Raw genomic sequence first — 20,655 nt, forward strand, 5'->3', positions numbered from 1 at the left:
TTATCTATGGCACACTTAACTTTTTGTTAACCGAACCACCGACATGACCGCCCTGCCCCCGCTCAATGCGCTGCGCTGTTTCGAGGTCGTGGGCCGCTTGGGCAGCATCACCGGCGCGGCCGAGGAACTCAGCGTCACGCCCGCCGCCGTCAGCCGCCAGGTCCGCCTGCTTGAAGAACACCTGGGGCTGAAGTTGTTCCTGCGCCAGCACCGCCGCATCGTGCTCACCGCCATGGGCGCGGGGTATCACGCCGATATCGCGCGCTGGTTCGGCGGGCTGCAGCGCGCGACGTCGGAACTGGGCGAGCGTTCGCGCCGCCGGCAGTTCGTCATCAAGGCGCCCCACAGCGTCGCCATGCGCTGGCTGCTGCCGCGCCTGTCCGGGTTTCACCGCCAGTACCCCGACATCGACGTCAAGCTCCATACCGCCGTGGATCCGCCCGATTTCGAGCGCGAGGAAGTCGATGCCGGCATCTGCATGGGCAATGGGCACTGGCGCGGGTTGATCAGCCACAAGCTGATGGTCAACGAACTGCTGCCGGTCTGCGTCCCCGACAAATGCGCGCGGCTGCGCACGCCCGCCGACCTGAAGGGCGAGATCCTGCTGCATACGCTGGCGCGGCCCGACTACTGGGAAATCTGGCTGCGGGCGGCCGGCCTGACGCAGATCGACGTCTCGCGCGGTTTGCGCTACGAGTCGTCGGCTCTGGCCTACGAGGCCGCGCTCGAAGGCTATGGCGTGGCCATCGCGCAAAAGCCCCTGGTGCAGAAGGAACTGGATGAAGGCCGCCTGGTCGCGCCGTTCGATCTGACGGTGGACCTGGGCGCCCAGAGCTATTACTTTGTACTGCCGCCGGAGGACTACCGGCGGCCCTCGCCCGAGCTGACGCAGTTTCGCGCCTGGGCGGCGTCCTGCGCGGTGTAGCGCCGCGCGTCTTGCGCCAGGCGCTGGCGCGCCGGGCGCAGGGCCTTTAATCTCGTACCCACGCCCGTTGCTCAACCAAGGAGCCCGCGATGGCGACCCAAGCGCATTCCAGCGACACGGCGATCGACGAGATTGCCCCCCGCATCTACCGCATATCCACCCCGGTCGAGATTCCCGGCGCCGGCGGCTTTTCCTTCAACCAATACCTCATCGACGACGATGCGCCGCTGCTGTTCCATACCGGCCTGCGCAAGCTGTTCCCCGTCGTCAGCGCCGCGGTCGCGCGGATCTTGCCCATCGATCAGTTGCGCTACATCGGCTTTTCGCATTTCGAGGCCGACGAGTGCGGCGCGCTCAATGCGTTTCTTGCCGTCGCGCCGCGCGCGGAACCGCTGTGCGGCCAGGTGGCGGCAATGGTCTCCGTGGGAGACTTCGCCGACAGACCGCCGCGCGCGCTGAAAGACGACGAGACGCTCTCGCTCGGTCAGCATTGCGTGCGCTGGCTGGATACGCCGCATCTGCCCCATGCGTGGGAATGCGGGTTTCTGATGGAGACCGCGACCGCCACGCTGCTCTGCGGCGACTTGTTCACCCAGGGCGGCGCGCACACCCCCGCGCTGACCGAAAGCGACATCCTCGCGCCGAGCGAGGCGTTCCGCCGCCAGATGGACTATTTCTCCCACACCAAGCATGCCCGCGCCATGCTGGAACGCCTGGCGGCCTTGCAGCCGGCCACGCTGGCCTGCATGCACGGCAGCGCGTGGCGCGGCGATGGCGGGGCCCTGTTGCGCGCGCTGGCCGACAGCGTCGAGCAAGACGAGGACCGGCCCTGACGGCGCCCGGACGTCCGGGACGGCCAGGCGCGCCGTAGGCTACAGTGCGGGTGGCCCGGCAAGTCCGCGCCGCCCATTCTTCAGGAGCAGTACGCAGTGAACGACACCCTCATGCCGGATAGCGGCATTTCCGAAGCGCCCAAGGAACAGCACGCCACGCTCTGGCGCGACGACGGCTGGACGGCACGCATCATCAAGAACGAAGACGACGACGGCTGGGCGGTCGAGATGACCAAGGACGGCCAGGCCGAGCCCGCCCTTGTGGGTCCCTGGACCATGGGCCGCGACAAGAAGAACCCCAAGCCGCTCGATTCACCGGCCTTCATCACGCTGGTCAAGACGGCCAATGAAGTCCTGCGCCGCCATGAACAGCAATTGCATGCCACGCTGCACAAGAGCGTGAAGATCGATACCGACGACGGCCGCCTGACCGTCAAGCTGGACATCGTCCCCGATGAGGACGAGCCCTATGCCGTGCTGAGCGCCTATGACGAATTCGGGGAATCGCTGGCCGAAATCCGCGTGCCGCCGACCTATAAGCTGAACGTGGATCGCGCGTCGGCGTGGGCCGCGGGCGGGTTCGGCAAGCAAGGCTGACGCGGGCCCTGCCGCCCCCCTTGTCGCATTTGGGATGCCCGCGCTGTCGCATCCTGGTTTGGCCCACGCAACCGCGGTCCCTAGACTTGGGTTTGCCGTTTGATCCGGCGAACCTGCTTTCCGCTGCCATCGCTTCCGACCGCACCGCCACGGCGCGCGTTCCCGGAACATCACGCCCCGCACGTTCACCCCGGATCTACGGTCCCGGCTTCACCAAGAAAGCCGTGTATCGCTCAGATTGCAAAGAAGGGGAAACATGCAAACCACCGAGTACGAGGGCCTGGACGGCCTTGCCCTGGCCGAATTGCTTGAGCGCGGCGAAGTCACCTGCGCCGAGCTCATGGATTGCGCCATCGAATTGGCCGAGCAGCGCAATCCCGTCCTGAACGCCATCACCTATCCCCGCTACGAGGAATCGCGCGGCATCGCCGCCGGATGGACGCCGCGCGGACCATTCCGCGGCATTCCATTCCTGCTGAAGGACTCGGGGTTCGCGCATACGCGCTTTCCGTCGAGCATCGGGTCAGCGCTGTTCAACGATTCGACCTACGCTTACTGCGCAACGGTCGCCGACCGGTTCGAGTCGGCCGGCTTCATCCCCTTCGCGCGCACCACGGTGCCCGAATTGTGCATGGCCGGCACGACCGAAGCTGTCCGCAACGGCGGCGCCACGCCCAATCCATGGGACCGGACGCGCTCCGCGGGCGGCTCCAGCGGCGGCGCGGCCGCCGCCGTCGCGGCACGCATCGTGCCCGTGGCCCACGGCAGCGATGGCGGCGGATCCATCCGGATTCCGGCGGCCTGCTGCGGCGTGTTCGGACTGAAGCCCTCGCGCGGCCGCGTCCCGATGGGACCGGCGCGCGGCGAAGGATGGGGCGGCATGGCGACCGACGGCGTATTGAGCATGTCCGTGCGCGATACGGCGGCGGCCCTGGACATGATCTGCGGCGACGAAGCCGGCGCCCCCTATGCCGCGCCGCCCAAGCCGCGCGCATTCCTCGATGCCGTGCGCGAATCCGCACCGCGGCCATTGCGCGTGGGCCTGCTGCGCACGGGCTGGAACGGCATCACCATCGCACCCGAGTGCGATGCCGCGGTCTCGCACACGGCATCGCTGCTTGAATCCCTGGGCCATGACGTGTTCGAGGCCGCGCTGCCGGCCATCGACTATGACGGGTTCGTGCACGCCCACGGCAGCATCCTGGCCAGCAATATCGTCGTGGCGGTGGAGGGCCGGCTCCGGACCCTGGGCCGCGACCTGCAAGCGGGCGACCTGGAACCGGTCATCCACGATGGCTATCTCGTCGGCAAAGGGCTGGACGCGGCGTCGTACATCGACGCGGTGGCGCGGCTGCACGCCGTGGGCCGCGCCTTTGCGGCCGCCATGCGGGACCTGGACGTCCTGCTCACCCCAACGCTGGCGCAGCTTCCGTGCAAGCTCGACTACCTGGCGCTGAACACCTCCGACGGCCTGGGTTTCCGCGAGTACCGCGCGCGCGCCTCCACCTATTCCACCTTTCTTCCGGTCGTCAATGGCGCCGGCCTGCCCGCGGCAAGCCTGCCTCTGTCGTGGACGGACGCGGGCCTGCCCGTGGCCACCCAACTGATCGGCCACTTCGGGCGCGAGGACATTCTGCTCGAACTCTCGGCGCAGCTTGAACGACTGGCCCCGTGGGCCGCGCGCCGACCGCTGCTTGGCTGACCGGCAGGCTCGCGGCCGAGCCTTGCCCTCCTTTTCGCCTGTTTCACCCTCACTCTGAAGGTACCGGTATGAAAACCACGTTTCCCGGACTGGGACGCCTCTGCGCGCCCGCCGTTCTCGCTCCCGCCCTCTTCTGCGCCATCGGACTGGCGCCTGCCAGCCCGCTGCTCGCCGAAACCACCGCCAGGATCGTCATGCAGGCGCCGCTGCGCGTGGTCGACCCCATCCTGACCAACGCCTACATCACGCGCAACCACGGCTACATGGTGTTCGACACGCTATTCGCACTGGATGCGGCCGGAAAGCCGCAGCCGGAAATGGTGGAAAGCTGGCAGGAAAGCGCGGACCGGCTCACCGTCACCCTGACGCTGCGCAAGGGGTTGAAGTTCCATGATGGCGCGCCGGTCACGGGCGAAGACGTCGTCGCATCGCTCAAGCGCTGGGCCCAACGCGACGTCCTGGGCCTGCGCCTGATGGCCGCGACCCGCAGCCTGGAAAGCCCCGACGCCCAGACGGTCGTGTTCCAGCTTAAGCAGCCGTTCGGCATGCTGATCGAGGCGCTGGCCAAGCCCGCCTCACCGGTGCCTTTCATCATGCCCCAGCGCATCGCCGCCGTGCCGGTGTCGCAGCCGATCAAGGAGGTGGTCGGCTCGGGCCCCTACCGGTTCGTGGCGGCCGACTTCCAGCCCGGCGTGAAGGCGACGTATGTGAAGTTCACCGATTATGTGCCGCGCAAGGAGCCGGCCAGCGGCTTTGCCGGCGCCAAGGTGGCGGTCGCCGACCGGATCGAGCTGGTCAGCATCTCGGACGCGCAGACCGCCGTCAACGCCTTGCGCCTCGGCGAGGTCGACTTCGTGGAGGACGTGCCGCCGGATCTGATGCCGCAACTCAAGGACGTCAAGAACGTTGCGCTCAAGTCCTATGGCGACAGCACGAACATCTTCACGATGCGCATGAACTGGCTGCAGCCGCCGTTCGACAATCCCAAGGTGCGCCGCGCCGTGCTCGCCGCCGTCTACCAGGGCGACTACCTCGCCGCGCAGATCGGCGACGAAAAAATGTACCGCCTGTGCGGCGCCGTCCTGAGCTGCAATTCGCCGTATGCCTCCGAAGCCGGCGCCACGCAGACGCAGCAGCCCGACCTGGCGCACGCCAAGGCGCTGCTGAAGGAAAGCGGCTATGACGGCAGCAAGGTCGTCATCCTGCATCCGACCGACCTGCCCGTGCTCTCCAGCCTGGCGTCCGTGACCGCGCAGGCGCTCAAGACGATCGGCATGAATGTCGAGATCCAGTCCATGGACTGGGCCACGCTGCTGTCGCGCTATTCGAAGAAAGACCCCGTGGCCCAAGGCGGCTGGAGCATTTTCCAGACGGGTTTCACCAGCCTGGACCTGATGAACCCGCTTACCAACCCCAATCTGGATGGGCGCGGCGAGGCGGGCTACATCGGCTGGTCCAAGAGCGACGACATGGAGCGCCTGCGCGACGAGTTCGCCGAGACCGCCGACCCGGCCCGGAGAAAGGAAATCGCCCTGGCCATCCAGAAACTCAACTACGAGCAGGTGTTCTTCATTCCGTTGGGCACCTATTCCAAGGTGAAGGGATACAACCCCGCCAAGCTGGGCCGCATGACGGACGCGCAGATTCCCCTCTTCTGGTAGCCCAGGAAGTCTCAGCCCGGCCGGCCGCCGCATGGTCCGGCCGCGCAACGGATAGGCATATTCATGATTGAACTCATCATCAAGCGCCTGCTGGCGGCGATTCCCGTGATGCTCATCGTCGCCACGGTGGTGTTCCTACTGCTCAGGATGGCGCCGGGCGATCCCGCCCGCGTCATCGCGGGCGACATGGCGAGCGAGGAATCCATCGCCCAGATCCGCACGGAAATGGGCCTGGACCAATCCCTGGGCACGCAATACCTGCGCTGGATGGGCGCGCTGGTGCAAGGCGACCTGGGTCATTCGATCCAATCCCGGCAGCCCGTGACCGCCCTCATCAAGGCGCGGCTGGGCCCGACGTTTTCACTGGCGGCCTGGGCCATCCTGCTGACCATCGCGACCGCGATTCCGCTTGGGGTGCTGGCCGCCTGGCGGCACCGGGGCCTGGCGGACCGCGGCATCATGGCCGGCGCCGTGCTGGCATTTTCCATGCCCGTGTTCGTCGTCGCGTATCTGTTGATCCTGGCGTTTTCCGTCCACCTGAACTGGCTGCCGGTGCAGGGCTATTCGCCGCTGGAAGACGGCGTGGGACCGTATGCCCGGCACCTGGCGCTGCCGACCGTGACGCTGGCCATGGTGTTTGTGGCGCTGATCACGCGCATTACGCGGGCCAGCCTGCTGGACGTGCTTGGCGAAGACTTCGTGCGCACCGCCAGGGCCAAAGGCGTCACCGAGCGCTTCGTGCTGTTTCGCCATGCGCTGCGCAATGCGGCGATTCCCATCGTCACCATCGTCGGGGTGGCGCTGACCACGCTGATCAGCGGCGTCGTGGTCACTGAGACCATCTTCAACATCGCCGGCGTCGGCCGCCTGATCGTCGATTCGGTGCTTGCCCGGGACTACCCCGTGGTGCAGGGAACCATCCTGTTCTTCTCGTTCATCTACGTCTTCGTCAATCTGCTGATCGACATGGCCTACGTGGTCCTCGATCCCCGGATCCGCTATTGAACCGCCGACGCCCCGGAGCTGCCTGATGCCCCCCTCCTCTCCCGCCACCCTCCTGCCCGCGGCACGGCCGCCCTCGCGGCTGCGCCAGGCCATTGCCGCCGTGATCCACGATCCGGTGATGCTGGGATCGCTGCTGCTGCTCGTGCTGCTGGTCGCGCTCACTGCCGGCGCGCCCTGGCTCACCGCCCACGATCCGGCCGCGCTGGCGCCGCGCGCGCGGCTGCAGCCCTCTTCCGACACGTATTGGCTGGGCACCGACTCCCTGGGGCGAGACCTGCTGTCGCGCGTGCTCTACGGCGGCCGCCTGTCCATCACCCTCGCGGCGCTGGTGAGCGCCATCGCCATCGTGGCGGGGCTCTGCATTGGCCTGGCCGCCGGCTATGTGCGCCGGCTGGACGCGCCCATAATGCGCCTGATGGACGGCATCATGGCGATCCCCGGCCTGCTCCTGGCCGTGGCGATGGTCGCGCTGGGCGGCGCCAACATCGCGACCATGGTCATTGCCATTTCGATTCCCGAGATACCCCGCGTGGCGCGGCTGGCGCGCAGCGTCGTGCTGTCGGTGCGCGAGGAACCCTATGTCGAAGCCTCTGTCGGCTCCGGCACGCCAGCCCTGAAGGTACTGTGGCGGCACATCCTGCCCAGCACGATCAATCCGCTGGTGGTGCAAGCGACCTTCGTCTGCGCGGCCGCCATTCTCACCGAAGCCGTGCTGGGTTTCCTGGGACTGGGTTTCCCGCCCGAGATCCCCAGCCTGGGAAGCATCATCGCCGAGGGCCGCCCGTTCTTTCAGAGAGCGCCCTGGATCGTGCTGTACCCGGGCGTGTTTCTCGCGCTCCTCATCCTGGCCGTGAACATGTTCGGCGACGCCTTGCGCGACCGCCTGGACCCCCGACTTTCCCGCAAAACCAAGGGCTGACGCCATGAACCCCGCTTTCCGGCCACAGGCCGCGCCGGCCTCCTGCGCCCCTCCCATCCTGGATATCCGCAATCTCAAGGTGCGCCTGCCCGGCGGCGGCGACCGCCGTTACGCCGTGGACGACGTGTCGTTCACCGTCCATGCCCGCGAAATCGTCTGCATCGTGGGCGAATCCGGGTCGGGCAAGTCCGTGACATCCAGCGCCGTCATGGGCCTGCTGCCCAAGGGGACGCTCACCCTGGAAAGCGGCCAGATCCTGCTGGCCGGCCGCGACATCACGCATGCCGGTCGGGACGCGTTGCAGAAGCTGCGCGGCAACCGCATGGCCATGATCTTCCAGGAGCCGATGACGGCGCTCAATCCGCTCATGCGCGTGGGCGACCAGATCGCGGAGGTGTTCGAGTTCCATGCCAAAGACCTTGGCCGGGAGGAGGTGGCCAGCCGTGTGCTCGCCTTGTTGTCCGACGTGCGCCTGCCCCATCCGGAGAAGCTCCGGCACGCCTACCCGCACCAGTTGTCGGGCGGCCAGCGCCAGCGCGTGATGATCGCCATGGCGTTGGCGATGGAGCCGGGCCTGATCATCGCGGACGAGCCGACCACGGCCCTGGACGTGACGTCGCAGGCACAGGTCCTGCGCCTGCTCAACGAGCTGCGGGGCCGCCACGACAATGGCGTCCTGTTCATCACGCACGACTTCGACGTGGTCGCGGAGATTGCCGATCGCGTCGTGGTGATGCAGGCGGGCCGTATCGTCGAACAGGGTCAGGCCGCCGACGTGCTGGAAAATCCCCGCCACCCCTATACGCAGCGCCTGCTGGCCGCCCGTCCCCGCGGCGATTTCCGCGCCAAGGCGCTGGATCCCGCGGGCGCGCCGGCCCTGGAAGTGCGCGACCTCGCCCTGCGCTTTGAAACCCGGTCGCTATTCAGATCCAGGCGGCGCAGCGTCGATGCGCTCGGCGGGGTGTCGCTGCAACTGGCGCGCGGCGAGACGCTGGGCATCGTCGGCGAGTCGGGCTCGGGAAAGACCACGCTGGGCCGCTGCCTGGCCCGCTTCGCCGTGCCGACCGCGGGCGAGATGCTGATCGACGGCCAACCGGTCGGCAGGCTGTCCGGACAGGAGGCGCGCGCCTATCGCAAACGAGTGCAGATGGTGTTCCAGGACCCCTTTCGCTCCTTCAACCCGCGCCGCAAGATCGGCCGCACCCTGGCGGAAGGCCCGATGAACTTCGGCGCGGACGCCCGGCAGGTGCACGCCCGCATGGCCGAGATGCTGGAGCTGGTCAGCATGGACCGGAGCGCGCTGGAACGTTATCCGCACGAATTCTCGGGCGGACAACGGCAGCGGCTGTCGATCGCCCGCGCGCTCATGATGGAGCCGGAAATCCTGATTGCCGACGAGGCGGTGTCGGCGCTGGACGTCTCGGTGCAGGCGCAGATCCTGGATCTGCTGGAATCGGTCCGCGACCGGCTGGGCGTCAGCATCCTGTTCATTACGCACGACCTGCGGGTCGCGGCGCGGCTGTGCCATCGCATCGCGGTCATGCAGCGCGGCAAGGTGGTGGAGATCGGCACGGCGCGGGACGTCTTCCTTCAGCCGTCCAGCGACTACACGCGCGAGTTAATTGCTTCCATTCCAGGCCATGCGCCGGCCAGGGACGGCGCAAAGAAGGCGTTTTTCCAGTCCGGCAGTGGCGCCGCCGGCGATGCCGGGCAGGTCAGGCCGGCGCGTTGACGCCGGGAATCGACGCGGGATCCACCGCGCGCAGCAGCCGGCCCAGGTGTCCGCTGCTGGAGAATCCCAATTCCGAGCTGACCCTGGCTGCGGACTCCCCCATCGCAAGCCGCTGGCGCGCGGCCTGCGCCAGGACCATGCGGCGCAATGCGATGGGAGACTGGCCATACGCCTCCATGCAGGCGCGCTGCAACGTGCGGGTGGTGGCGCCCAGCACGCTGGCCGACTCGGCGATTGCCGGCAGCGGTTGCCCTTCTTCCAGTCGTTCCCGCAGCAGCGCCATCCATTGGCGCGCCAGGGGCAATGGCGCCTGCAGCGCGTTGGCCCGCGCCTGGGCCCGGTGACTGACATCAAGCTGGGTGATCAGCGCCGCCACCAGCATCGGCAGCGCAGCGGCCGACAGCGCGGGTTTCCAGAGTGCGTCCAGCATGGCCTGCGCCGCGCCATCCAGTTGCAACACGCCCCCCGCCCGGCAAGCCCGCAACAGTTCGGGGGACAGATACAGTTCGCCATGCTGCTGCGAAACGCTCTCGGCGCGCGTGCTGTGCTCGACATGCGACGGCAGCAATAGCGCCTGCCCGCGGATGAGCCGGCAGCGGCGGCGCGCCCCAGCCTCATCCCGCCAGGCGCTGTCGAGGGCGCCCGCCCGCGGCCAAAGCAGCATGGCGCAGTCATGCTCATGCCAATGAAACGCATAGCGCGGCTGCCGGCTGGCGGCAAGGGCAAAACCTGTCTGGGCGATCAGGTCCTGTTTGGAGGAAAGCGGGACGGAACGCGACATAAGGAGGTGCGAGGCATGTTCTGCGCCGGGGCGTGCCCGGCGGCGGCAGGAATGGGCGTGGGGCCAGTATCGGCGCGCTGCGGCTTTCGTGCAAGCCCGGTGCTCCGTCGGCGCTTCCGCTGTCGCGCCTGGGATCAGATACTGTCGCGCCGTGGTTCGCCGCCACCCCGGCCGCTCTCTACGATTTGGGCATTCAACCAACACACAAGGGGAACACCATGATTCGCGCATTGCCGACCGCTTTGCTATCCGCGGCCATCCTGGCCTTGCCGCCGGGCAGCGCCCTGGCCGAGGCCGCCTGGCCAGACAAGCCGATCACCCTGATCGTGCCCTTCCCGGCCGGAGGCGGCACGGACCTGGTGGTGCGCACGCTGCAACCGGCCCTGTCGCGCCAATTGCAGCAGACCGTGATCATCCAGAATGCCGGCGGCGCCGGCGGAACGGTGGGGTCGGGCCAGGCGGCCCGCGCCAAGCCCGACGGCCATACCGCGCTCGCCGTGACGACCAGCACCACCGCGCTGGCCGCCAAGCTCTACAAGAACCTGCCGTACAACCCGGAAAAGGATTTCGAATACGTGGGCTTCATCGGCACCTCGCCCTATGTCCTCGCGGTGCAGCCCGCGCTGAAGGCAACCACGGTCCCCGAAGTGGTCGACGCGCTGAAGGCGCGCCGCGTCGGCACGTATGCCTCGGTGGGCGCCGGCACGGTGTCGCATCTGCTGGGTGAAATGTTCAAGAAGGACAAGCAGCTGGACCTGACGCATGTGCCCTACCGCGGGGCGGCGCCCGCCTACACGGACCTGATCGGCGGCCAGGTCGACATCATGTTCGACAACCCCGTCGGCCTGGCTCCCTTCGTGCAAAGCGGCAAGCTGATCGCCGTGGCCACCACCCGGGCGACCCCCATTCTGCCGGGCGTCCCCACGTTCGCGGCACAGGGCATGCCGGCCTACACGCAATCCCTCTGGTATGGACTGGCCTTTCCCAAGGGCACGCCGCCAGCCATCGTGCAGAAGATGAATCTTGCGCTGAACGCGGCGCTGCGGGATCCGGCCATTGCGGCGGACCTGGCCGCCAAGGGGGTCGATGTCCGTCCCGACACGCCCGAGGCCATGACCCGCACCGTCTCCCAAGACCTCGCTTTCTGGAGCGATCTCATCACCACGACTGGAGTCCAGTTTGACTGACCTACACCCCATCGGCCTCCCCGCCGAGCCCGCTGCCGGCCAAGCGGCGCTGCTGCGTGTCTTTGTCGATTCCACGCAGCCCCTGCAAGGCGGAAACCCCGTGCCGCTGGTGCTTGACGCGCGTGGCATGCAGGCAAGCGACATGCAGGCCCTGGCCGCGCATTACGGCCACGAGTCTTCCTTTGTCGTGCCGGCCGGTTTGGATGACCACCTGTGCCGGCTTCGCTTCTTCGTCCCCGGCCACGAAATGGAAATGTGCGGCCACGCGACCGTCGGGACGCTCTGGGCCCTGCGCCAGTGGGGGCGGTGGACGACGCCGCATGCGCGCGTTCAGACCTTGAGCGGCAGCGTGGACATCGCGTGGGACGAGGCCGGAAACCGCGCCTGGGTGTCGCAACCCGCCGTCGCCACGTCGGCCATGACGCCCGCCCAATGCCGCGCGGTCGCCGCCGTGCTGCGCATTGATCCGGCGCTGCCGGGACTGCATATGATCAACGCCAGCACGAGCCGCGTGAAAACCTTGGTCAGGCTTCCGACCGTGGCGGCCCTGAACGCCTTGGCGCCCGACTTCGACGCCGTGCGCGACGTGTGCGAGGCCATCGGCTCGACCGGCCTGTACCCTTATGCGCTGACCGGAGACGGCGCCAGCGCGCGGCAGTTTCCCAAGGCGTCCGGCTACCCCGAGGACGCCGCCACCGGCATTGCGGCAGCGGCCTTGTGGGGCTACTTGAACGAAACCGGCAGCGTGTCGCCCGACCAGGTGTATACGGTTCGTCAGGGCGTGGCCATGGGCTCGCCGTCGGCGATCCAGCTGCGCCGGCGCGGCGACGCGCCCGGATGCTGGCTGAGCGGCGAAACGCAATGGATGACTTGAACGGCCCCGACGCGGCAGCGTCGCGGCTGGCCGCGGCCGGCTGGCGTTTGCCCGCGCCGCCGGTTCCGCGCGGCGCCTATGCTCCTTATCATCTGGCGTCGTTGCACGGCGCCACGCTGGTCTGCGTGAGCGGCCAGGCCAGCCGCCGGGATGGCATGCCCATCGTCGGGGTCTGTCGGCCAGGCGCCGATCTGGCCATGGCGCGCACGGCTTGCGCGCAAGCGGCGCTGAGCGCATTGAGCGCGCTGCGCCTGGCGTGCGCGGGCGATTTAGGCCGGATCCGCGCCATCCTGCAATTGCGCGGCTATCTGCGCAGCGAGGCGGATTTCGAAGAACACAGCGCGGTGCTGGACGGCGCGTCGCAAGTGCTGGAAGCCGCGTTTCCGCACATGCCGCGTCCGGCCCGCAGCGCGATCGGCGTGACGAGCCTGCCGGGCCGTTGCTGGGCCGAAATCGAAATCAGCGCGCTGCTGGAGGATTGCGCGTTGCCAAGGGAAGCGGGCGCCGCCAAGGAGTAAGCTACGCCGCTTCGCATCCCCCTCTGATCCCTCTTGCACCATGCGCGGCAATCCCGACGCCAGGCAAGGCGCCATCGCTTTGCACGGGTTTTACTTTCTGTACTACGGCCTGCAGGGCGTGAGCATCCCGTTCCTGCCTTTGTGGTTCGCCAGCCGAGGCCTGGACCCGGCGCTGATCGGGCTGATCGTCGCCACGTCGTTCCTGCCCAAGATTCTGTCGACGCCGGTGGTGGCCCACGTGGCGGACCAGACCGGCCGCGCGCATGGGCTGATTGCGTCGGCGCTGGCGGCATCGCTGATTCTCTTCATCTGCTATCCGTTCAGCCAGACGCCGGCCTGGCTGCTGGCGGTGACGCTGCTCTTGAACGCCGTGTTCCCGGCCGTGCTGCCGCTGATGGACCGCATGGCGATCGCCAGCGGGCGCGGACAGGGCAATTCCTATACGGTGATGCGCGCGTGCGGGTCGCTGGGGTTTGCGACGGTGACGGTGGCGGGCGGGTATCTGATCAAGACGTTCGATGCGGATTGGGTGATGTGGCTGTCGATCCTGTTGATCGTGGCTTGCCTGGCCTGCGTGCGCTTCTTGCCGCACGCGGCGCGACCGGCGGGTGCGGAGCTTCGGGTTGACGCGTCCCGGGTTGACGCGCCGGCGCCCGATCCAGTCCGGTTTCCGATGCGGGAGGTGCTGCGCGATCGCCCCCTTCTGATGTGCATCGCGGCGGCGTCGCTGGTGCAGGCGAGCAATGGGTTTCTGTATTCCTATTCGACGCTTCATTGGACGGCGAGCGGGCTGTCCACGGCGCAGATTTCCCTGTTGTGGGTGGTGGGGGTGACGAGCGAGGTGGTGTTCTTTTTCCTGGCGCCGCGCATCCTGGCGCGCACGGGAGCCCAATGGCTGATCCTGACGTCGGCCATCATGACCGCCCTCCGCTGGGCCGGGCTGTCCGCGTCGACGGACCCTGCCGTCATCGGCGGACTGCAGTTGCTGCAGTGCTTCACGCTGGCCGGCAACAACGCCGCGATCATGTGGTACATCACGCGCCACGTCCCGGCCGCGTGCAAGACCTCTGCCATCGCCCTGTACGCCCTGCTTTCTGGCGGCGTGTTCATGTTCGCCAGTATCCAGCTGGGCGGGGCGGTGTATCGCAGCTATGCGCCGGGAGGGTTTCTTGTCATGGCGGTGTGTGCGGTGGGGGCGGTGCCGTTGGTGGTGTATTCGGATCGGTTGCGGCGGGGGTTGGGGGGGTGATGGGATTATCTCTATCGTGATTTTTTTTGCTACTACTGTGATTTTGTTGCGGGTATGGCTAAGGGCTTGCGGGCTTTTGAGTTCTTTTGACGCCCGGCGCGGCGTGGGCCTGGGGCGGGCGGGGCTCCGGTTGCGGTCCGGAGCCTTCGCTCCGGACTGCCCCGTGCTCATCCTCGTTGCCGCCTCCGGCGGCTGCCTTCGGATTCCGCCGGGCGCACCTAAACGCCCCGCCCACCCCAGGCCCACGCCACACCGGGCTCGGGTGGTTTCAGCTTTGCCGGCGCTGGGACGGGTGGGGTTCTTTAGGTTCTTGCCTGCGTTGGTTGGGTGTTGGAGCGTCTTGCGGGGCCCGCCCCCGGCCGGCCGCGCGGGCGGCCTTTGGGGGCTTACGCGGTGTCTTGCGTCGTTGCTATGACGCTTCGCGTGTGGGTGCGCTGTGTCTGGGTGCTTGGCGATGCTTGCGTCCGTATGGGCACGCATCTTCGGGTGTCGCATCTTCCGGTCGCTTCCGGTGTCTGACACCCGCCAGAAGCGCACTTGGTATGTAGCCGATCTTACGCTCGGTGTCAGACACCGGAAGCGACCAGAAGCGCGCAGTCGCCACCATTCGTCATTTCAAATCCAGTGCCCGATGGGCGGCGCGTACAGGTCGACAAGCTGAAGACGCACGTCGCCGCGCCGCCCATCACCACCTCCCCCCACCCGACGGGCGCCATCAGCAAGACCGTCTGCGCCAGCGCGCAAGCGCACACGGCCTCGACGTCCAGACGTCCAAATGCCGGCGAGCCGCCGCCCGCGCGGCAGCTCGTCGGCGACCCCGCAAATCCCCTTCCCTGACCACAGGTCTTGTAGCGCCCCATACCCAGACGCTCGCAGCACGGCGTCGCGGTCGCCGGGGACGCGAGCGCCGTCGATGCGCCCGAGGGAATCTGAAGGGAAGGCCGAAGGCCTGGACGAAGATGACGAAGGGGCAGTCCGGAGCGAAGGCTCCGGACCGCAATCGTGGGCGCTCGCGGCCCCGGCGACCGCGGCGTCGGGCGACCTACGAAGATCTGATGCAACGGCCCCGAACAAGCAGACCTACGAAAATCCAAAACAGACACGCAACCAAAACTCCAACAACCCAAAAAAAAGGCCTCGCACCAGCAAGGCCTTCAACTTCAATCAGCAGCACCCGATCCGTTTCTTCCCCCCGTACCGCGCCTCTTGGCGCTCCCGGAAGAAATCCTCGTAGCTCATCGGCTCCTGGTCAGGATGCGTGCGCCGCATGTGTTCCACATACGTCTCGTAATCCGGCACGCCGACCATCAACCGGAGCGTCTGCCCCAGGTACCGGCCGGCGGCGCCGGCTGCCGAAGTCATGTTGCTGAACAGCATGCGGCCTCTCCTGGTGGACGATCAGTCGGCGCCGGCAGCGGCGGCTGCGGGCAGGGACTCGTAGGGCGTCTCGCGGGACGTCGGCTTGTTTTCGTCGCGGGCGCGTTGCACGGACTTCAGGCCGAACACCACAATGCTGACGACCACAAAGATGAAGATCGCGCACAGGCCGGCGTTGATGTAGTCGTTCATCACGACACGCGACATCTCGCCCAGCGATTTGGCGGGCGCCAGCACCTTGCCTTCGGCGATCGCCGCGTTGTACTTGTCCGCGTGGGCCAGGAAGCTCACGCGCGGGTCCGAATGGAACAGCTTCTGCAGGCCGGCGGTCAGCGTGCACGCCAGCAGCCACAGGGTCGGCAGCACCGTCACCCAGGCGTAGCGGTCGCGCTTCATCTTGAACAGGACCACCGTGCCCAGCGTCAGCGCAATCGCGGCCAGCATCTGGTTGGCGATGCCAAAGAGCGGCCACAGCGTGTTGATGCCGCCCAGCGGATCGACCACGCCCTGATACAGAAAGTAGCCCCACGCCGCCACGCACAGGCCGGTGGCGATCAGGTTGGCGGGCAGCGAGTCCGTGCGCTTGAGCGACGGAGCGAAGGTGCCCAGCAGGTCCTGCAGCATGAAGCGGCCCGCGCGGGTGCCGGCGTCGACGGCGGTCAGGATGAAGAGTGCCTCGAACAGGATGGCGAAGTGGTACCAGAACGCCATCATGCCCGGGCCGCCCATCGCCTGGTGCAGGATGTGGGCCATGCCCACGGCCAGCGTCGGCGCGCCGCCGGCGCGCGAGATGATGGTGCTTTCGCCCACGTCCTTGGCGGTCTGGACCAGTTCCGCCGGGGTGATGACAAAGCCCCAGCTCGACACTACCTGGGCCACCTGGTCCGGCGTCGTGCCGATCACGGCGGCCGGGCTGTTCATGGCGTAGTAGATGCCTGGCTCGATGACGCAGGCGGCCACCAGCGCCATGATGGCGACGAACGATTCCATCAGCATGCCGCCGTAACCGATGTAGCGGGCCTGGGTTTCGTTTTCGATCAGCTTGGGCGTGGTGCCCGAGGAGATCAGCGCGTGAAAGCCCGACACCGCGCCGCAGGCGATGGTGATGAAGAGGAACGGGAACAGGTTGCCCGACCACACCGGCCCGGAGCCGTCGACGAATTGCGTCAGCGCGGGCATCTTCAGCTCGGGCGCCACGACCACGATGCCGATCGCCAGACCCACGATGGTGCCGATCTTCAGGAAGGTCGACAGGTAGTCGCGCGGGGCCAGCAGCAGCCACACGGGCAGCACGGAGGCGATGAAGCCGTAGACGATCAGGATCCAGGTCAGGCCCTTGCCGTCGAAGTCGAACATCGGGCCGATGACCGGGTGCGCGGCCACGTCCTGGCCGAAGGTGATGGCCGCCATCAGGCCCAGGAAGCCGATGACGGACACTTCGCCGATCTTGCCCGGACGGATGTAGCGCAGGTACACGCCCATGAAGAGCGCGATGGGAATGGTGGCGGCCACCGTGAACGTGCCCCACGGCGAATGCGTCAGCGCCTTCACGACGATCAGCGCCAGCACGGCCAGGATGATGACCATGATCATGAACGCGCCGAACAGCGCGATCACGCCCGGGATCTTGCCCAGTTCCGACTTGACCAGGTCGCCCAGCGAGCGGCCGTCGCGGCGGGTGGAGATGAAGAGGATGGTGAAGTCCTGCACGGCGCCGGCGAACACCACGCCGGCCAGGATCCACAGCATGCCCGGCAGATAGCCCATCTGCGCGGCCAGCACCGGGCCGACCAGGGGACCGGCGCCGGCGATGGCGGCGAAATGGTGGCCGAACAGCACGTGCTTGTTGGTGGGCACGTAGTCCAGGCCGTCGTTGTACTTCCAGGCCGGCGTCATCCGCGTGGGGTCAAGCTGGAAGACCTTGCGCGCGATGAACCGGCTGTAGTAGCGGTAGGCGATGAGATAGACGCAGACGGCGGCGATCACCACCCATAGCGCATTGATGGTCTCCCCTCTGGCCAGCGCCACGGTGCCCAGCGCGAACGCGCCCAGTACCGCAACCGCCAGCCAGACCAGGTGCTGACCCAGTCCCTTACTGCTGGTATGCATAAGTGCTCCTCTTGCCTCCCGCCATGCTCTTGGCGTGAAACGCTTTTTTCGTCCCGCGGAAGGCAGACTCATTGTTGTGGGGTGGCGGACGCGCACGTCCGCACTGCGTCCCGTCGACGCGGGCGCCAGTATTCCGCCGCGGCGCCACCCCAACAAGCGCGGAACTACGCAAGCCGGCTACGTGTTACTACGCCGTGCGGCGCAGCAAAATTTCCTGAAAAACGTAAAATCCCACGGGAATTTCCGCGTTTCCTACCGGCGCTCCGTCCCTGACGCGCCGCAGCAATCCCAGCCCGCGCTGATACAAATCCTTATGAAGCTGCGCCTCAAAATCCTGCTGCTCGCGGCGGTCCCCCTGCTGGCGGCCGTCGCCGCCATCACGGTCGCTGTGTACGTGCAGGGACTGCAGCTTGCGCAGCGCGAAAAACAGGTGGTGGAAACCGCCTGGCTGGCCAGCAAGGAAGGCGAGCTGCGCCACTACGTGAACCTGGCCTACAGCGCCATCGCGCCCCTGCAGGCGTCGGGCGACGACGAGGCCACCCGCCAGCGGGCGCTGGACCTGCTGGCGCAGATGGAGTTCGGCCACGACGGCTATTTCTTCGTCTACGACCTGCACGGCCGCAACCTGATGCATCCGCGCCAGCCCGAACTGGTCGGCCAGGACCTCTGGAATCTGCGTGACACGAAGGGCCAGGCGGTCATCCAGAATCTGCTGACGGCCGCGCGGCGCGGCGGCCAGCAGGGCGAAGTGGTGCATTACCTGTGGGAAAAGCCCTCCACCCACCGCACCGTCGAGAAGCTGGGCTACGTGGTGGTGCTGGAGCGCTGGGGCTGGATGCTGGGCACCGGCATTTACCTGGACGACGTGGAGCAGGCCCTGGTGCGCATCGACGCCGCCGCGCAGGCCAACATCCGCGACATGTTCGCCTGGGTGGCGGGCATCGCGGCCGTGTCCATCCTGGGCGTGGCGGCCTGCGGCCTGGCCCTCAATATCAGCGACCACCGCCAGTCCGACGCCAAGCTGCGCCTGATGGCCCGGCAGGTCGTGCGTTCGCAGGAAGACGAGCGCGCCCGCCTGTCGCGCGAGTTGCATGACGGGATCAGCCAGGTGCTGGTGTCCGTCAAGCTGTCGCTCGAGGCCGCGCGCGAACGGTTGCGCCAGGCGCATTCGGACAATCCGCGCGCGCTCGCGCACATCGACACGCCGCTGGGCGGCGCCCTGGACCGCCTGAACACGGCGGTGGGCGAGGTCCGGCGCATTTCGCACAACCTGCGCCCCACCCTGCTTGACGACCTGGGCCTGCCCGCCGCGCTGGAACACCTGGGCCGGGAATTCGCCATCCGCGCCGAGGACGGCGCGCCGCCGCTGGCGGTGGCGCTGCGCACCACCGGGCAGCCCGTCAAGCTGCCCGACGCCTACGCCACCGCGCTGTTCCGCGTGACCCAGGAGGCGCTGACCAACGTCCTGCGCCACGCCGGCGCGACCCGCGCCGACCTGACGCTGGCCTATTCCGCGCGCGATCTGCGCCTGACCATCAGCGACGACGGCCGCGGCTTCGACGACGCCGAGGTGCAGCAGGACCCCCACCGCGGCATCGGCCTGCGCAATATGCGCGAACGCATGAACGCGCTGGCCGGCACCCTGACCTTCCATTCCACCGCCCAAGGCACGACCTTGCAGGCGTGGCTACCGCTGCCGCCCGCCGGCGCCCCTCTTGCGAATCCCCAAGCATGACCGACCTGCCCGACACCGTCCGCCTCCTGCTGATCGACGATCACCCCCTGGTGCGCGACGGCCTGCGCCTGCGCCTGGAAACGGTGCCGCAGTTGCGGGTCGTGGGCGAAGCGGGCAACGCCGCCGCGGCCCAGGCCTTCCTGGCTGCCTGCCTGGCCGAGGATCCTATGGGCGGCACGCTGCCGCACCTGGCGCTCATGGACCTGAACATGCCGGGGGTGGGCGGGCTTGAGCTGACCGAGCTGCTGCATGAGCGCTATCCCCAGATCGCGGTCCTGGTGCTGTCCATGCACGACAATCCGGAATACATGGTGCAGGCCGTGAAGGCCGGCGCGCGCGGCTACCTGCTCAAGGATGAACCGGCGCAGGAAATCATCACCGCCATCGAGGCGGTCATGGCCGGCCGCAGCTACTTCAGCGCGGCGGCGGCGGTCCGGCTGTCGCAGGCCAGCGCCCTGGCGACCCTGCTGACCCACCGCGAACGCGACGTGCTGCGCCACATTGCCGACGGCTACGCCAACAAGCAGATCGCCCATCTGCTGGGATTGTCGGTGCGCACGGTCGAAACGCACCGCCTGAACATCAAGCGCAAGCTGGGCATCGACGGCCAGGCCGAGCTCATCAAGTATGCAGTCGAAAACCGAGGGGTCTGAATGCCGGCAATACCCCCACATGCCGCCGGACCGCCCGCAGACTGCCTGCCCCGCTGAGGTAGACTTGCGTTCACCGACGCATCACCACTCGCCACAATACGCATCACCCGCGCCAAAGGGCGCGCGCAGCCAGGAGTCCCCCATGTCATTGGAAAAGCATTACACCGCCATTCTTGAAGCACTAGGGGAAGATCCGTCCCGCGAAGGGCTGGCCGATACGCCCGCGCGCGCCGCCAAGGCCATGCGCCACCTGTGCCGCGGCTACGGCCAGGACCTGGACGAAATCGTCAACGGCGCCCTGTTCACGTCCGACACGCGCGAGATCGTGCTGGTCAAGAACATCGAGCTGTACTCGCTGTGCGAGCACCACATGCTGCCCTTCATCGGCAAGGCGCACGTCGCCTATCTGCCGGCCGGCAAGGTGCTGGGCCTGTCCAAGGTGGCCCGCATCGTCGAGATGTACGCCCGCCGCCTGCAGATCCAGGAGAACCTCAGCCGCCAGGTCGCCGAGGCGATCCAAAGCGTCACCGGCGCGGCCGGCGTGGCGGTGGTCATCGAAGCGCAGCACATGTGCATGATGATGCGCGGCGTCGAAAAGCAGAATTCCTCCATGGTCACCTCGGTGATGCTGGGCGAATTCCACGACAACCCCTCCACCCGCGCCGAATTCCTCAGCCTGATCCGCTGATGGGTAACGGTGTCTGACACCGTCCCTCATCCTTTTGGCGCATATCGCGGGCCCGCCCGCTGCGACGACGATGCCGTTTCCGGCGCCGCCGGCGCGGCAGGCGGGCCCGG

General features: G+C 67.6%; 18 protein-coding genes. 15 read left to right on the forward strand and 3 right to left on the reverse strand.

Features of this window, described 5'->3' with window-relative positions; all coding sequences use genetic code 11:
* The first annotated feature begins 43 nt into the window (after positions 1 to 43).
* The 8 genes from gcvA (at position 44) to ACZ50Q_RS16830 (ending at position 9,374) form a co-directional block, all read left to right on the forward strand.
* Positions 44 to 925, forward strand: a complete 882-nt coding sequence (gene gcvA / locus ACZ50Q_RS16795; RefSeq protein ID WP_464079033.1) for a transcriptional regulator GcvA — start codon at positions 44 to 46, stop codon at positions 923 to 925.
* Positions 926 to 1,014: 89 nt separating this feature from the next.
* Entirely contained in the window at positions 1,015 to 1,758 is a 744-nt protein-coding gene (locus ACZ50Q_RS16800) for an oxygen-binding di-iron domain-containing protein (RefSeq protein WP_092575233.1), read from the forward strand.
* Between the two features lie 96 nt (positions 1,759 to 1,854).
* Positions 1,855 to 2,355: a hypothetical protein gene (locus tag ACZ50Q_RS16805; RefSeq protein ID WP_092575231.1), complete on the forward strand. Its 501-nt coding sequence runs from the start codon at positions 1,855 to 1,857 to the stop codon at positions 2,353 to 2,355.
* A 256-nt stretch (positions 2,356 to 2,611) separates the two neighbouring features.
* Positions 2,612 to 4,057, forward strand: coding sequence for an amidase (locus tag ACZ50Q_RS16810; RefSeq protein WP_464079034.1), 1,446 nt, complete (start codon positions 2,612 to 2,614; stop codon positions 4,055 to 4,057).
* A 68-nt stretch (positions 4,058 to 4,125) separates the two neighbouring features.
* Entirely contained in the window at positions 4,126 to 5,718 is a 1,593-nt protein-coding gene (locus tag ACZ50Q_RS16815; RefSeq protein WP_464079035.1) for an ABC transporter substrate-binding protein, read from the forward strand.
* A 63-nt stretch (positions 5,719 to 5,781) separates the two neighbouring features.
* Positions 5,782 to 6,723: an ABC transporter permease gene (locus ACZ50Q_RS16820; RefSeq protein WP_464079036.1), complete on the forward strand. Its 942-nt coding sequence runs from the start codon at positions 5,782 to 5,784 to the stop codon at positions 6,721 to 6,723.
* A gap of 25 nt (positions 6,724 to 6,748) precedes the next feature.
* Positions 6,749 to 7,642, forward strand: a complete 894-nt coding sequence (locus ACZ50Q_RS16825) for an ABC transporter permease (RefSeq protein ID WP_464079037.1) — start codon at positions 6,749 to 6,751, stop codon at positions 7,640 to 7,642.
* A 4-nt stretch (positions 7,643 to 7,646) separates the two neighbouring features.
* The gene (locus tag ACZ50Q_RS16830; RefSeq protein WP_464079038.1) at positions 7,647 to 9,374 is read left to right on the forward strand and encodes an ABC transporter ATP-binding protein; all 1,728 of its coding nucleotides are present in this window, start codon (positions 7,647 to 7,649) and stop codon (positions 9,372 to 9,374) included.
* Here ACZ50Q_RS16830 and ACZ50Q_RS16835 read toward each other — a convergent pair.
* The gene (locus ACZ50Q_RS16835; protein ID WP_464079039.1) at positions 9,358 to 10,155 is read right to left on the reverse strand and encodes an AraC family transcriptional regulator; all 798 of its coding nucleotides are present in this window, start codon (positions 10,153 to 10,155) and stop codon (positions 9,358 to 9,360) included. The genes ACZ50Q_RS16830 and ACZ50Q_RS16835 overlap by 17 nt on opposite strands.
* 218 nt (positions 10,156 to 10,373) lie before the next feature.
* On the opposite strand from ACZ50Q_RS16835, the gene ACZ50Q_RS16840 reads away from it, so the two are divergent.
* From ACZ50Q_RS16840 to ACZ50Q_RS16855, 4 genes are read left to right on the forward strand one after another with little or no spacing between them, the layout of a single operon-like run.
* Positions 10,374 to 11,342: a Bug family tripartite tricarboxylate transporter substrate binding protein gene (locus tag ACZ50Q_RS16840; protein WP_464079040.1), complete on the forward strand. Its 969-nt coding sequence runs from the start codon at positions 10,374 to 10,376 to the stop codon at positions 11,340 to 11,342.
* Entirely contained in the window at positions 11,335 to 12,216 is an 882-nt protein-coding gene (locus tag ACZ50Q_RS16845) for a PhzF family phenazine biosynthesis protein (RefSeq protein ID WP_464079041.1), read from the forward strand. The genes ACZ50Q_RS16840 and ACZ50Q_RS16845 overlap by 8 nt, the downstream gene beginning before the upstream one ends.
* The gene (locus tag ACZ50Q_RS16850; RefSeq protein WP_464079042.1) at positions 12,204 to 12,734 is read left to right on the forward strand and encodes a RidA family protein; all 531 of its coding nucleotides are present in this window, start codon (positions 12,204 to 12,206) and stop codon (positions 12,732 to 12,734) included. The genes ACZ50Q_RS16845 and ACZ50Q_RS16850 overlap by 13 nt, the downstream gene beginning before the upstream one ends.
* Positions 12,735 to 12,774: 40 nt before the next feature.
* Positions 12,775 to 13,983 carry an MFS transporter gene (locus ACZ50Q_RS16855; protein WP_464079043.1) on the forward strand — a complete coding sequence of 403 codons (1,209 nt, stop codon included), beginning with the start codon at positions 12,775 to 12,777 and terminating at the stop codon, positions 13,981 to 13,983.
* Between the two features lie 1,164 nt (positions 13,984 to 15,147).
* Here ACZ50Q_RS16855 and ACZ50Q_RS16860 read toward each other — a convergent pair.
* Positions 15,148 to 15,360 carry a YbdD/YjiX family protein gene (locus ACZ50Q_RS16860; protein WP_085945451.1) on the reverse strand — a complete coding sequence of 71 codons (213 nt, stop codon included), beginning with the start codon at positions 15,358 to 15,360 and terminating at the stop codon, positions 15,148 to 15,150.
* Between the two features lie 21 nt (positions 15,361 to 15,381).
* Positions 15,382 to 17,469, reverse strand: a complete 2,088-nt coding sequence (locus ACZ50Q_RS16865) for a carbon starvation CstA family protein (protein ID WP_092582359.1) — start codon at positions 17,467 to 17,469, stop codon at positions 15,382 to 15,384.
* A gap of 313 nt (positions 17,470 to 17,782) precedes the next feature.
* Between ACZ50Q_RS16865 and ACZ50Q_RS16870 the strand changes: the two genes are divergently transcribed.
* From ACZ50Q_RS16870 to folE, 3 genes are all read left to right on the forward strand, one after another.
* Positions 17,783 to 19,204 carry a cache domain-containing protein gene (locus ACZ50Q_RS16870; RefSeq protein WP_464079044.1) on the forward strand — a complete coding sequence of 474 codons (1,422 nt, stop codon included), beginning with the start codon at positions 17,783 to 17,785 and terminating at the stop codon, positions 19,202 to 19,204.
* On the forward strand, positions 19,201 to 19,857 hold the full coding sequence (locus ACZ50Q_RS16875) for a response regulator (protein ID WP_464079045.1): 657 nt from the start codon (positions 19,201 to 19,203) through the stop codon (positions 19,855 to 19,857). The genes ACZ50Q_RS16870 and ACZ50Q_RS16875 overlap by 4 nt, the downstream gene beginning before the upstream one ends.
* A gap of 142 nt (positions 19,858 to 19,999) precedes the next feature.
* On the forward strand, positions 20,000 to 20,545 hold the full coding sequence (gene folE, locus ACZ50Q_RS16880) for a GTP cyclohydrolase I FolE (RefSeq protein WP_076521233.1): 546 nt from the start codon (positions 20,000 to 20,002) through the stop codon (positions 20,543 to 20,545).
* Positions 20,546 to 20,655: the final 110 nt, after the last annotated feature.

The organism is Achromobacter sp. T5-5 (assembly GCF_055397965.1).

Excerpts from the sequence above, each read along its gene's own strand:
- ACZ50Q_RS16840 (WP_464079040.1), top strand. The coding sequence starts at position 10,374 with ATGATTCGCGCATTGCCGACCGCTTTGCTATCCGCGGCCATCCTGGCC.
- ACZ50Q_RS16870 (WP_464079044.1), top strand. The coding sequence starts at position 17,783 with ATGAAGCTGCGCCTCAAAATCCTGCTGCTCGCGGCGGTCCCCCTGCTG.
- ACZ50Q_RS16865 (WP_092582359.1), bottom strand. The coding sequence starts at position 17,469 with ATGCATACCAGCAGTAAGGGACTGGGTCAGCACCTGGTCTGGCTGGCG.
- ACZ50Q_RS16860 (WP_085945451.1), bottom strand. The coding sequence starts at position 15,360 with ATGCTGTTCAGCAACATGACTTCGGCAGCCGGCGCCGCCGGCCGGTAC.
- folE (WP_076521233.1), top strand. The coding sequence starts at position 20,000 with ATGTCATTGGAAAAGCATTACACCGCCATTCTTGAAGCACTAGGGGAA.
- ACZ50Q_RS16830 (WP_464079038.1), top strand. The coding sequence starts at position 7,647 with ATGAACCCCGCTTTCCGGCCACAGGCCGCGCCGGCCTCCTGCGCCCCT.
- ACZ50Q_RS16875 (WP_464079045.1), top strand. The coding sequence starts at position 19,201 with ATGACCGACCTGCCCGACACCGTCCGCCTCCTGCTGATCGACGATCAC.
- ACZ50Q_RS16835 (WP_464079039.1), bottom strand. The coding sequence starts at position 10,155 with ATGTCGCGTTCCGTCCCGCTTTCCTCCAAACAGGACCTGATCGCCCAG.
- ACZ50Q_RS16800 (WP_092575233.1), top strand. The coding sequence starts at position 1,015 with ATGGCGACCCAAGCGCATTCCAGCGACACGGCGATCGACGAGATTGCC.
- ACZ50Q_RS16820 (WP_464079036.1), top strand. The coding sequence starts at position 5,782 with ATGATTGAACTCATCATCAAGCGCCTGCTGGCGGCGATTCCCGTGATG.
- ACZ50Q_RS16855 (WP_464079043.1), top strand. The coding sequence starts at position 12,775 with ATGCGCGGCAATCCCGACGCCAGGCAAGGCGCCATCGCTTTGCACGGG.
- ACZ50Q_RS16815 (WP_464079035.1), top strand. The coding sequence starts at position 4,126 with ATGAAAACCACGTTTCCCGGACTGGGACGCCTCTGCGCGCCCGCCGTT.
- ACZ50Q_RS16810 (WP_464079034.1), top strand. The coding sequence starts at position 2,612 with ATGCAAACCACCGAGTACGAGGGCCTGGACGGCCTTGCCCTGGCCGAA.
- ACZ50Q_RS16825 (WP_464079037.1), top strand. The coding sequence starts at position 6,749 with ATGCCCCCCTCCTCTCCCGCCACCCTCCTGCCCGCGGCACGGCCGCCC.
- gcvA (WP_464079033.1), top strand. The coding sequence starts at position 44 with ATGACCGCCCTGCCCCCGCTCAATGCGCTGCGCTGTTTCGAGGTCGTG.
- ACZ50Q_RS16850 (WP_464079042.1), top strand. The coding sequence starts at position 12,204 with ATGGATGACTTGAACGGCCCCGACGCGGCAGCGTCGCGGCTGGCCGCG.